The organism is Fibrobacter sp. UWR3 (genome assembly GCF_900143055.1).
GTDB lineage: Bacteria > Fibrobacterota > Fibrobacteria > Fibrobacterales > Fibrobacteraceae > Fibrobacter.
This window is the reverse complement of record NZ_FRCW01000009.1, coordinates 1-12,542: the sequence shown is the minus strand read 5'-3', so window position 1 is coordinate 12,542 and position 12,542 is coordinate 1. Positions and strand designations below refer to the sequence as shown.

At 51.1% G+C, this 12,542-nt stretch carries 12 protein-coding genes; 8 read left to right on the top strand and 4 right to left on the bottom strand.

The features are described 5' to 3' along the window. Positions 1 to 16: 16 nt before the first annotated feature. The gene (locus BUA44_RS11670) at positions 17 to 214 is read right to left on the bottom strand and encodes a ferredoxin (protein ID WP_072812229.1); all 198 of its coding nucleotides are present in this window, start codon (positions 212 to 214) and stop codon (positions 17 to 19) included. Positions 215 to 349: 135 nt separating this feature from the next. Between BUA44_RS11670 and argB the strand changes: the two genes are divergently transcribed. The 8 genes from argB (at position 350) to nudC (ending at position 9,834) form a co-directional block, all read left to right on the top strand. Then, the gene (gene argB / locus BUA44_RS11665; protein WP_072812227.1) at positions 350 to 1,141 is read left to right on the top strand and encodes an acetylglutamate kinase; all 792 of its coding nucleotides are present in this window, start codon (positions 350 to 352) and stop codon (positions 1,139 to 1,141) included. Continuing rightward, positions 1,122 to 2,318 carry an aspartate aminotransferase family protein gene (locus BUA44_RS11660; RefSeq protein ID WP_072812225.1) on the top strand — a complete coding sequence of 399 codons (1,197 nt, stop codon included), beginning with the start codon at positions 1,122 to 1,124 and terminating at the stop codon, positions 2,316 to 2,318. Before argB ends, BUA44_RS11660 begins: the two co-directional genes overlap by 20 nt. Positions 2,319 to 2,583: 265 nt before the next feature. Next, positions 2,584 to 3,123, top strand: coding sequence for a rubrerythrin (gene rbr, locus BUA44_RS11655; protein WP_072812223.1), 540 nt, complete (start codon positions 2,584 to 2,586; stop codon positions 3,121 to 3,123). Between the two features lie 169 nt (positions 3,124 to 3,292). Further along, positions 3,293 to 4,540 (top strand): hypothetical protein, encoded by a 1,248-nt coding sequence (locus BUA44_RS11650; protein WP_143151977.1) that lies wholly within the window; start codon positions 3,293 to 3,295, stop codon positions 4,538 to 4,540. 12 nt (positions 4,541 to 4,552) lie between these two features. Beyond that, entirely contained in the window at positions 4,553 to 5,572 is a 1,020-nt protein-coding gene (locus BUA44_RS11645; protein WP_072812217.1) for a hypothetical protein, read from the top strand. 123 nt (positions 5,573 to 5,695) lie between these two features. After that, a complete protein-coding gene (locus BUA44_RS11640; protein ID WP_072812215.1) occupies positions 5,696 to 6,970 on the top strand; it encodes a saccharopine dehydrogenase family protein in 1,275 nt (424 codons plus the stop codon). Between the two features lie 14 nt (positions 6,971 to 6,984). Then, complete coding sequence (gene speA / locus BUA44_RS11635) at positions 6,985 to 8,883, top strand: biosynthetic arginine decarboxylase (protein WP_072812213.1); 1,899 nt, start codon at positions 6,985 to 6,987, stop codon at positions 8,881 to 8,883. Positions 8,884 to 8,988: 105 nt separating this feature from the next. Beyond that, complete coding sequence (nudC, locus tag BUA44_RS11630) at positions 8,989 to 9,834, top strand: NAD(+) diphosphatase (protein WP_072812211.1); 846 nt, start codon at positions 8,989 to 8,991, stop codon at positions 9,832 to 9,834. A gap of 40 nt (positions 9,835 to 9,874) precedes the next feature. Here the strand turns inward: nudC and BUA44_RS11625 are convergent, their stop codons facing one another. From BUA44_RS11625 to BUA44_RS15095, 3 genes are all read right to left on the bottom strand, one after another. Further along, positions 9,875 to 10,447, bottom strand: a complete 573-nt coding sequence (locus BUA44_RS11625) for a phospholipase D-like domain-containing protein (protein WP_178348794.1) — start codon at positions 10,445 to 10,447, stop codon at positions 9,875 to 9,877. Between the two features lie 190 nt (positions 10,448 to 10,637). Further along, complete coding sequence (locus BUA44_RS11620; RefSeq protein ID WP_072812207.1) at positions 10,638 to 12,032, bottom strand: IS3 family transposase; 1,395 nt, start codon at positions 12,030 to 12,032, stop codon at positions 10,638 to 10,640. Further along, positions 11,978 to 12,316: an ORF6N domain-containing protein gene (locus BUA44_RS15095; protein WP_143151976.1), complete on the bottom strand. Its 339-nt coding sequence runs from the start codon at positions 12,314 to 12,316 to the stop codon at positions 11,978 to 11,980. The genes BUA44_RS11620 and BUA44_RS15095 overlap by 55 nt, the downstream gene beginning before the upstream one ends. Between the last annotated feature and the right edge of the window lie 226 nt (positions 12,317 to 12,542).

Genomic DNA, 12,542 nt, shown 5'->3' with positions numbered 1-12,542 from the left:
TTGCGCCGGACCTCAATTACTCGTACTTGATCACGCCTGCCGGGCAGCCGTCAGCAGCGTCCTTGATTTCGCTTTCGTAAGCAGAATAGTCAACACCTTCCTTGACCTTCATCTTCTCGGGAACTTCGAACACTGCGTCGCAAGTAGCTTCGCAAGCGCCGCAGGAAACGCACTCGTCGTTGGATTCGTCGAGCCAAACTTTCGTGATTGCCATAATATACCTCTTGTGTCTTTGGTTGAATTATGGGTATAATATAATAAAAACATTGCCGCTGCGGCCTCTTTTTTTTATTTTTGCGCGTAATTTCACTGCCTTGCAAGGCAAAACTCGAGAGGAACAAACCGAGCGATGAAAAAAGTGGTTGTAAAAATTGGTGGCAGCCTGGCAATCGACGAAGCCAAGCTGGCTGATTTTGTGTCGGCAGTTTCTACCCTCCCCGGTAGTGGCTGTCAGGTGGCCGTGGTTCACGGCGGTGGCAAGGACATCAACGAGAATATCGCCTTGCTCAAGGAACAACCGACATTCATCGACGGCCTCCGAGTCACGACCCCCGGCATCATGAAGATGGTCGAGATGACCCTCTCTGGCCACGTGAACAAGAAGCTCGTGCGCATGCTCCTGAACAACGGCTGTGGTGCCGTCGGTATTTCGGGCGTAGACGCGAATTTGTTCCAGGTGGTCAAGAAGCAGGGCAAGGTAGACCTTGGCCTGGTAGGCGAAATCAAGAAGGTGAACCCGGGCATTGTGACCGCGCTCTGGGGTGCGGGGTTTGTTCCCGTGGTGAGCCCGATTTCTATTGGTCCTGACGCTAACGGTAACGGCGTGAGCTGGAACGTGAACGCAGACACGGCTGCAAGCGAACTGGCTGTGGCGCTGGAGGCCGACCAGTTCGTGTTGGTGAGCGATGTGCCGGGCGTGATGGACGAAAACAAGAATGTGATTCCCGAACTGAGCGAGGCGGACGCCGAAAAGCTGATCGAAGCTGGCGTCATCTCCGGCGGTATGATTCCCAAAGTCCGCGAGAGTTTCAAGTCGATCCGACGAGGACTCAAGAGCATCCACATCGTGGGTTGGAAGGACGCGGAACACTTTGGCAAACAAATTAATGGAGATTTAAACTATGGCACAATCTTGCGCTAACCTGCTCGAACAGGACAAACAAATTATCGCGCCGCTCTACGGCAAGGCAGACATCAACTTCGTGAAGGGCGAAGGCTCTTACCTCTATGACGACCAGGGCACTCAGTACCTGGACTTCGTTGCGGGTATTGCCGTGAATGCGCTCGGTCACCAGAACCAGGCGATTAAGGATGCTGTGGTGGAACAGATGAACCACTTCAACCACATCAGCAACCTTTACCCGAACTACCCGCAGATTAATCTCGGCAAGGCACTCCTTGAAATCACCAAGTTCGACAAGGCGTTCTTCTGCAACTCGGGTACCGAGGCGAACGAAGGTGCAATCAAGTTTGCACGTAAGTACTTCGACCGGAAGGGCGAAAAGAACCGGCAGAAGATTATCACGTTCGTGAACAGTTTCCACGGAAGGACGTATGCCGCACTTTCTGCGACGGGCCAGCCGGCCATCCGCGAAGGCTTCGGTTCCATGCCGGGTGATTTTGTGCACGTAACATGGAATGACTGTGCTGCATTGAAGGCTGAGGTGGATGGCAATACATGTGCCATCATGCTGGAATCGCTGGCTGCCGAAGGTGGCGTGATGACGCTTTCTGCCGAGATGGTTGCAACGATCAATAGCCTGCAAAAGGAATGCGGCTGCCTCGTCATCGTTGACGAAGTGCAGGCGGGTGTGGGACGTCTTGGAACCTTCCTCGGTTTCGAGAAGTACGGCCTGAATCCGGACCTGGTAACGCTTGCCAAGGGAATCGGTGGCGGTCTCCCGCTGGGTGCGGTGCTCCTGCGCCAGAAGATTGCCGACCAGCTCAAGGCCGGTGACCACGGTACCACATTCGGCGGTAACCCGATTGCCTGCGCCGCAGGTCTCGCTGTCGTGAAGCAGATTCCGGGGCTACTCAAGAATGTCGCCGAACGTTCCGCCCAGCTGAAGGCCGGTTTGGCGGCCCTCGTGGAGAAGTACAGCTTTGCCAAGGAAATCCGCGGTGAAGGCCTGATTCTCGGTGTGGCTCTTGACGAATCCATGCCGGTGGGTAACATCATCGCCGCCGCCCGGGGCGAAAAGCTCATGGTGCTTAGCGCCAAGGGCAACGTGCTGCGTCTCTTGCCGCCGCTGAACGTGAGCGCCGCGGAATGCGACGAGGCCCTCGCGAAGCTCGGCGCCGCATTCGCGGCTGTATAATTTTCACGATAAGCGTCGCATAGCTTCGTTCTCGGACTCTCGCTGTACTATTTGTACAGCTTCGGTCCTGCGGCCTCGCTCTGCTCGCTTCTCGTAAAAATTGAAGATGATAAGCTTCGAAAAGTTTCTTTTTTGAATGCATAAAAGCCGCAACGAATTTAATTCGCTGCGGTTTTCGCGTTAATTTTATCAATTGGTTGCTTTTTGGAGCCAAAATAATCTACATTAGTAGGACAAAGAGACACAATTCACAAAAGGATACAATATGGCAAACAAGTACGCCGGAACCCAGACCGAAAAGAACCTCCAGGCCGCCTTCGCTGGCGAATCCCAGGCCCGCAACAAGTACACCTACTTCGCTAGCTGCGCCAAGAAGGAAGGCTACGAACAGATCGCCGAACTGTTCCTGAAAACCGCCGACAACGAGAAGGAACACGCCAAGCTGTGGTTCAAGGAACTCGAAGGCATCGGCGATACCGCTGCCAACCTGAAGGCCGCCGCCGATGGCGAAAACTACGAATGGACCGACATGTACGAAGACTTCGCGAAGACCGCCGAGGCCGAAGGCTTCAAGGCTCTCGCCAACAAGTTCCGCATGGTCGCCGCCATTGAAAAGCGCCACGAAGAACGCTACCGCGCCCTCCTCAAGAACGTGGAAACCGCCGCCGTGTTCGAGAAGAGCGAAGTCAAGGTGTGGGAATGCCGCAACTGTGGCCACATCGTCGTGGGCACCAAGGCTCCGGCCGCATGCCCGGTGTGCGCCCACCCGCAGTCCTTCTTCGAAGTGACCGCTGAAAATTATTAGTAGGGTGTCATCCCCGCGCAGGCGGGCGGACAGCACTTAACAACTTGTTGTTTAGTGCGCATGGCCACCAAGGTGGGGATCTCCATTTTTTACTCTTTCAGGAGGTTTCTGATGAGGAATTGTACAAGAAAGACTTCTTTCTTTATTTCTTTCTTTCTTTCTTGTTGTAATGGCAGGGCATGCCTTTGCCTCAGATGAAAAAACGAGGCAGTTGGAAATTCATGCCCAGGAATGTTTGGACTACCTCAAGGCATTCACTGGTGAGGAATACAATCCGCAAAAAGCCTTGCACACCTCTTTCGAAAGAGGCTCCCTTCTGTTGCGTTACGATGAAGACGTCATCAAGCAAACGGATGATTTGGCTGCTAAATGGATGCAGGACTGTGGGGACCTGTTTGACTCCGAAAAATACGGACCCAAGTTTTTCAAGGACTCTCCGCTTATTAGAGTCCTCGAAAACTTAATCAAAGACCAAAAGTTTGCGCAGAAGCAATCTGACCAGAGCGTTGCGGAACAGACCGCGGCGGAGAAGAAATCGTTCAAGATGAGAGCTTCGTTTCGGAACGGAGTCTTGGAAGAGCTCGAACTAATAACCCCGTTTTATGGGAACTTCCAATATAGGTATAATGGAGAAAGTCTTATTTGGGACAAACTTGAATCGGATAACCCGATGAGTGTTTTTTCTAGCGGAAAATTCTCGTACAAATTTGTAAATAGTTATGATTCCTTGCGTTATTACTCGCCTTTCAAGCATTATTGGACTGAGTACAATCCGAATGGTGGAAGGAGTAAGGAATTTTCGGCTTCTAAAACTTGGGAAAAGAAGAAGGTTGCCGAGAATGCTGGGGATGGAAAACTAACCTTTGATGAGGGGCTGTTCCCGGCAATGTCCAAAGGAACAAACGACAAGACGTGGGCGTTAAAGTTTGGTGCTACGGTTGGCTTGGATGTCTATTTCCCGACGGATAATCTTTTGGATGACAATGGTTGGGTCGAAGATACTTCGGGCATAGGTGTCGGATTCCTTGTAGATGCGACTATAGGTGTCGTCCATTGCTCCCCGTCAAGTGGGAAGTGCTTTGGCTTTGGTGCCGGATATGCGAGAAATATCTTCTGTGGAAATAAACTTGAAAAGAAACCCAATAGAAGGGATAGCACGGAAGTGTTTGATACTAAACACGTCAATAATTTAATGGTTTATGGAGAATATTATATCAAGGGAAATACTCCTTCTGGCATTCGTCAAAGTATAGACATCCCCTTAGATGCCGATATCAAATATATCACTTCCAAGACTGGGTTCTTTTATGATTCCTGGACTCGCTTTGAAATGGGCTTGAAGTTGTCGCCTATACAATATATTCCTGGGGTGTATGCAGAAATTGGATTCTCATTTACAACACCTTCGCTTTGGTAACAAATGTCTTTGATGCGATTTTCCCTTGTCCTTGTAATTTCGTTTCTCTTTTGGGGATGTACGAATTTCCAAGGAGCAAGGGCGCTGGAATTCTTTTCGCATCTCGATAAAACTGGATGTTGGAAAAAGTATGAACGTACGGACTTTGAGGGGAGGGTGCTTTCTGAAAAGATTGCGTGCGTAAATGCTGAACTATTTGTGTTGGATACAGTTTCCGGCAAATTGAAAGTTGATGGGAAAGAGAGAAAGTGTTGGGATGATTATGGAATACAGATTGAACATGTTGTAGAAGATTCCCTGGGAAAAATTCTCTTTTCGGCAAAATCCACTACTGAAAAAGGGGTTGTATTAAGTAGGACGATTGAAAATTTTACACTGCCGATTTCTCGCCGGACCGATAGAAGATCATCTCTCCGAATGACGGAATCTGTAGACGAGGGGGCGATTACAAGGGTGTACACCTTACAGAATGATTCTGGAAAGGTTTTTGAGGTCCAATATCGAGTGGATAATGACAGGATGGTTTCTGCCCGAATAAATTATCCGTTTATACACAAATTAAAGATTGATTACGATGAGGATGGCTCGCTTGTTTCTATTCATGATGAGCGGTCGTTTAGTGAGAGTCGTGTTGATTTTGATGTTAGCGAAAACAGAAAAGAAGAGAAGGTTACTTATAATGGAGAGATGTATAGTTATCGCCTAAAAGAGATGGATGCTAAAGGAAATCCAATTGAAATACTTTTTTCGGATGATTTTTCTGGAAGACGAATTCATCGGAAGTATACCTACAACCTAGACGGAACAACTAAATCAATTTGGGAAAATGGGGTTTCACGAAGTGCTGTATATAAGGATGGGCGCTTGGATCGGGAAGAGTATTATGATTATGGCGGAAAACTGAGGTGGGTGGTCGGCGTTACGGTTGATGAGAATGGAAATGTTGTGGAAAGTTCCTATGTTCGTAAAACCGCAGATGATTACTTTGATAAGGTTATAAGGCGGTACAAATACACCTATACATATCGTTGAAGAACTTTTTAAGAATAGAATGGGAATGTACGCTTACTTTTTTCCTAAATTTATCAAGCTAACATTCACCACCGGGATCGCCATCCCGATGGATTAACTCTTAACGTGAGGAATAAACAAAAAATGGCAAGAGCATTGATTATCGGTTGTGGCGCTGTCGCCACGGTTGCTATCAAGAAGTGCTGCACGGCAAGCGAAGTGTTCAGCGAAATCTGCATCGCTAGCCGCCACCGCGAAAACTGCGAGAAGCTGGCACAGGAACTGCGCCCGAACACGAAGACGGTCATCACGACTGCCGCCGTGGATGCGGACAAGGCCGAAAATGTCTCTAAGCTCATCAAGGAATATAAGCCCGACCTGGTGATGAACATTGCGCTCCCGTACCAGGACCTCGCCATCATGGACGCCTGCCTCGAATGCGGCGTGAACTACATGGACACGGCGAACTACGAGCCCGAAAACATCGACGATCCGGAATGGCGCAAGGTCTACGACAAGCGCGTGAAGGAACAGGGCTTTAGCGCCTACTTCGACTACAGCTGGCAGTGGGCTTACAAGGAAAAGTTTGAAAAGGCCGGCCTCACGGCGTTGCTCGGCTCGGGCTTTGACCCGGGTGTTTCCCAGGCCTACTGCGCCTACGCCCTCAAGCACCAGTTCGATACCATCGAGGAAATCGACATCCTCGACTGCAACGGCGGCGATCACGGCTACAAGTTCGCGACGAACTTCAACCCCGAAATCAACCTGCGCGAAGTTTCCGCTCCGGGCAGCTACTGGGACACCGACGCTAACGGCAAGGGCCACTGGGTCGAAATCCCGGCCATGAGCATCAAGCGCGAATACGTGTTTGACGAAGTGGGCAAGAAGGACATGTACCTGCTGCACCACGAAGAAATCGAATCGCTGGCCCAGAACATCCCGGGCGTCAAGCGCATCCGCTTCTTCATGACGTTCGGCCAGAGCTACCTCGACCACATGCGCTGCCTCGAAGACGTGGGCATGCTCAGCACGCAGCCCATCAAGTTCCAGGGCCAGGAAATCGTGCCTATCCAGTTCCTCAAGGCGCTCCTTCCGGACCCGGCAAGCCTCGGCCCCCGCACCGTGGGCAAGACGAACATCGGTTGTATTTTCAAGGGCAAGAAGGACGGCAAGGACAAGACCTACTACCTGTACAACGTTTGCGACCACCAGGAATGCTACAAGGAACTCGGCAGCCAGGCTATCGCCTACACGACCGGCGTGCCGGCCATGTGCGGCGCCATGATGGTGCTTACCGGCAAGTGGAACAAGCCGGGCGTGCATACCGTGGAAGAATTCGACCCGGATCCGTTCATGGAAGCCCTCACCAAGTACGGCCTCCCGTGGAAGGAAAACTTCAACCCTGTTCTCGTTGACTAGAGAGACTCAGAGCAATGAAAAAATGGCGCATTGACGATTCCCGTGACTTGTATAACGTCAAGGGTTGGGGCGTGAACTTCTTCGACATCAACGAGAAGGGCCACGCGACTGTTCACCCGCTCAAGGAAGGCGGCCCGGACATTGACCTGTACGAACTCGTGCAGGAACTTTCGCTCCGCGACGTCTCCACTCCGATGCTGCTTCGCTTCCCGGACATCCTGGACAGCCGCATCGAGAAGATAAACGAGTGCTTCAACAAGTCCCGTCAGGAATATGGTTTCAACGGGAGCTACTACAGCATCTTCCCGATCAAGGTGAACCAGCAACGCGCCGTGCTCGAAGAAATCGTCAGCCACGGCAAAAAATACAACATCGGTCTCGAGGCCGGTTCCAAGCCGGAACTGCATGCGGTGCTCGCGAACATGGACAACCCGGATTCGCTGATTATCTGCAACGGCTACAAGGACGAGGACTTCATTGAACTTGCCCTCCTCGCGCAGAAGATGGGCAAGAAGATTTTCATCGTCGTCGAGAAGATGAACGAGCTCCACTTGGTGGTGGAACTTTCCCGCCGTATCGGCGTGCGCCCGAACATCGGCATCCGCATCAAGCTTGCTAGCTCCGGCAGCGGCAAGTGGGAAGAATCTGGCGGATACCACAGCAAGTTCGGTCTCAACAGTTCCGAACTGCTAGAAGCGCTGGACTACATCAAGCAGGAGAAGATGGAAGACTGCATGAAGCTCATCCACTTCCACCTGGGTAGCCAGATTACGAACATCCGCCACATCAAATCGGGCCTGCGCGAAGTCTCGCAGTTCTATGTGCAGATTCGCAAGATGGGCATGAGCCTTGAATTCGTGGACGTGGGCGGCGGTCTCGGTGTGGATTATGACGGCACCCGCAGTTCCAACGCGAGCTCGGTGAACTACTCCATCCAGGAATACGCGAACGACGTGGTGTACGCCATGTACGAAGCCTGCGAAAACGGCGACGTGCCGCACCCGAACATCATTGCGGAATCGGGCCGCGCTCTTGCGGCGCACCATTCCATTTTGGTGTTCAACGTGCTGGAAACCGCAGGCCAGGCGTTCTTCGACGAGAACGCTCACGAGATTGACGACGACGCTCCCGATGCGTTGAAGGATTTGTACGGCATTTACAAGGGACTTACCCCGAAGAACCTGCTCGAAAGCTGGCACGATGCCATCCAGCTGAACGATGACGTTCTGAACGGTTTCAAGGTGGGCGATTACGACCTGCCGACGCGCGCCATGTGCGAACGCCTGTTCTGGAGCATCGTACGCAAGGTGGACCAGCTGGCGAAGGATTTGCGCCATCCGCCTTACGAACTCAGCGAACTCCCGCGCTTGCTCGCACAGAAGTATTTCTGCAACTTCAGTTTGTTCCAGAGCCTGCCCGACAGCTGGGGCGTGGACCAGGTTTTCCCGCTCATGCCTATCCAGCGCCTGAACGAGGAACCCACAGTCGAGACGACCATCCAGGACGTCACTTGCGACTCCGACGGAAAAATCGATATGTTCGTCCGCGGTGGCGACGTGAGCCGCACGCTCCCGCTGCATGAACTCAAGAACGGCGAACCGTACTACATCGCGGTCTACCTCGTGGGCGCCTACCAGGAAATCCTCGGTGACCTGCACAACCTCTTTGGCGATACGAACGCTGTCCATATCGTGTGCAACGACAAGGGCGGCTACGAAATCGACAAGGTGATTGACGGCGAATCCGTGGAAGACGTGCTCGACTACGTGAACTTCAGCGACAAGGCTCTCGTGCGCACCATGGAAAACTGGGTGTCGCGCTCCGTGAAGGAAGGGAAGATTAGCCTGCAAGAAGGCAAGGAATTCCTGAACATCTACCGCGGCGGCCTTTACGGGTACACGTATCTGGAATAGGAAATGGTCATTGGTCATTAGTCAATGGTCAATAGAATTTATTCAGGCGCCGTAGGCGCGATTATCTAAACCAATGACTAATGACTAACTACTAATAACTAGATCATGATTCACGAAATCGCGCCACATAAATTGCATAACGAGTTCCGGGTTCAAAGCCCGAAACCGTCGGATTTTCTTGTCGTTTTTTTCGGGGATAAGAGCCTTCTCAAAAAGAACGGCGATTCCTTTGAAATTCCTAGGGTAGAAGATTTCAATCAAGGGAATATCCCGTGCCATTACCTTTTCAGCATTGACGATGCTGCGTATTTCCTGGCGGATTTAAGCATTTCGAAAGAACTGGTGGAATCCGCGTCGGACGATTATGTCCTTTGCCCCGCGCGCACGTACCGCTACATGGGTGACCCGCTTTTACGCATGGGTGGCGCGACCGCCGCGCACATCGCTCACTGGGAATCGCTCAACAGGTTCTGCGGCCGTTGCGGAAGTGAAATGACCCGTAGCGAAAAGGAACGCGCGGTAGTTTGTCCTAAATGCAGGAACACCGTGTACCCGCGCATCTCGCCGGTCGTGATTGTGGCTGTCCGCAATGGCGACAAACTCCTGATGGCGCACAACATCGACAACCCGAACCCGCGACTCTTTCTCATCTCGGGTTTCGTGGAAGTGGGCGAGAGTCTTGAACAGGCGGTTCACCGTGAAGTTTTGGAAGAGGCTGGCCTCCGCGTGAAAAATATCCGCTATTTCGGGAGTCAGCCGTGGCCCTTCAGCGACTCGCTCATCGCGGGCTTCACCGCTGAACTCGACGGCGACGACACCATCCACATGCAAAAAGAAGAACTCTCCGAAGCCATGTGGGTGAAGCGCGAGGACATTCCCGAGTACGAGACCGACGTGAGCATCAGCTGCTGCCTCATTGAGAACTTTAGGCGGGGTTTTACGCTGGAGTAACGCCCGCAGAACCCTAATCTGCGTTGTTACCTTGTAACGCCTAGCTTTCTTTTTCTGCCTGAATTTTCTGCGATTCCTTCAGCACTTCTTGCAACGTGAAATCTTCTTGCGTAAAGAAGAACGTATTCTTGCCAAGGTCCTTGAGCGAAGCTCCGAAGTGGAAGGCCGTATCGTCTATGAACAAGAATCGGTCGTGCATTCCGTAACTAGGCAAAACTTGCATCGGGCTGTCGGGATATTGTTCATTGTAAGTGGCTAGGTCCATTTCAAGGACTTTGCTTTTGTCGTAGGTGTAGATTGTCACAGAAACGCCCTTTTCCCGTTTGAGCATCATGGTCAACGTTTTTTCTGTCACGTACCTGTCGACAAGTACGATTCTTTTCTTTGCCTGACGAATCAGGTCGCAGACAAATACATAGGCATCGAACTCCTGGTTGTTATAAAATAAACCCTTGGATTTGAGCTCGCCACGGTCCATCGCCTCGAACAGTTCGTCAAATTTACGGTCATGGTCAAGCAGATGCTCGTCATGACCAGTCAAGCGGCAGTCCTGTTCCAAATCCTTTGCTTCCACGTTTGAAAGCCGGTTGACGAGGCCCCCGTTACCCATCATAAGGTGACGCAATTGCACGAAAGCCCGCATGATGGCGATATTGACTTTGATTGCTGTCTCGCTTTTTAGAACCGAAGACAGCATCGCAACGCCTTGTTCGGTGAAGGCTAAAGAACGGTATTTTGTGTGCTTTCCCTTTAAATTTTGCCCCTTTTTTTCTAAGGTCGCATTTGGGGATGCGGACAATAATTTAGACAGATTGTTTGTCCAAATATAGTTTCCGGTAATCCGCTGGGCTCATTCCGTTGAGCCCGACCTTTATCCGTTTCGTGCAAAACCATTCCAGATATTTTTCAAGCTCGGCCTTGAACTCTTCCTTGTCGACTTTTCTCCAATTTCTGCTGTAGAAGAACTCGTTCTTGAGTATACCGAAAAAGCCCTCGCAGGCGGCATTGTCGGGAGTGTAGCCCTTCCTTGACATGGAGCGGGTCAAGCCGTACTTCTTCATCCTCTCGATCCATCCAGGCCATCTGTAATGGCTCCCTCGGTCTGTATGGATAATCGGGGCTTCGCCCTCGTGGAGTGTCGCGACGGCCTTGTCCAGCATCTCGTCGACAAGGGTCGCATCAGGGGACTCCCCGATTGTCCAGCACACTGGTGCCCCGTCGAAGCAGTCGATAATCGGCGATAGGTACACCTTGCCGTCATGCAGCGGGAACTCCGTTATGTCCGTCAGCCATTTTTGATTGGGTGCGTCGGCGTGAAAATTACGGTTGAGGATATTGGGGACAGCGGGCGTGATCTCGCCCTTGTACGAACTATACTTCAGCTTCTTGGGCCTGTAGACAACGAGGTTGCCGAGCTTCATTGCTCGTCTGACAACCTTCTCGGAAACCGTCCTTCCGGTCTTTGAAAGCTCACTGTGGATTCGCCTGTAGCCGTAGGTTTTATTGGATTCGTCAAATATGGGAACGAGTTCCTTGAGCAGCCGACGATCCTTGTTGCTCCGGTCGTCCAGGTGTTTTACGTTGTAGTAATAGACGCTTCGGGACATCCCCAGCGCGAGCAGGATATCCCTTAATTCGTAGCGGTTGCGTAAGGCGTTGACGAGCTGTGTTTTTTCCCTGTTCCGAAGGGCAGACAGGTCAACGCCTGGGTCTTTTTTTATTATGTTCAGCGTCTCCTTCAGTATGTCGACTTCCAGCTGTAGGCTTCGAATCTTCTCGTTCAGCGCCTTCGCGTCTTCGGAAGAAAGATCCTTTTCTTTCGCCTGTTTCCGCTTCGTTGGTCTAGGTTTGTTCTGTAGTCCCATAAGTCCGTACTTTTTATAGTTCTGGTACCAATAATAGATACTTGCATACGTATATCCAATATCCTTGGCTACAGAAATCATCGGTTCGCCCATTTCGTAGCATCTGTGGATGGCCTCAAGTTTAATCTTGAGAGGGGCGTGAGCCGGATGTTCTGTAGTGTTTATAACCTTGTGATGCTTTTTTCTTTCCTGACGTGGTTGGCCTTCCCTCCTTATCCACTTATATAGCTGTTTTGTCGATGGATAGCCGAGTTCTCTTACGACCTTTGTCGCCGACTTTAAATCATGGAATGTTTCCAGCGCCTTGGCGATTTGTTCTTCAGTAAAGTACATGATGCGTCCTCTAGTTGTGTCCAACTATTCGTCCGCATCCCCTTTTGCGACCTTAGAAGTTGCGATTCCTCTAAAGAGAGTTGTATGCAAAAATCTTCGGGAAAACGCTCAATATTGCGCTTTACCTGCTCATTTATACGCTTCGTTTCCACCCCGTAAAGCGTCGCCAAATCGCGGTCAAGCAACACCTGCTTGCCTCGAATGACTTGAATCATCTTTCCGATGCCCGACTCCATCAGCGGGTTAGGTGCGATATCATCCGTTTTTTCGGTCTTTCTAGCCATCTTCTACTCCTTCCGCCTACAAGCAAAAAAAGGCGGGGCAAAGTGTTCTCGATGCAAATATACATTCCTCGTATGTCATATTATGACAATCGGCGATTTTCGCGGAAATTTTGGCATTTTTGAGGAAAAGTGACCCCTGCAGGCGGTTGAATTCTGCGTTTTTTTGCTTTTTTCTTGCCTTCCGGGCGTGGCGTCACCTTTTGACAGCGGAATAATCTATATTTTG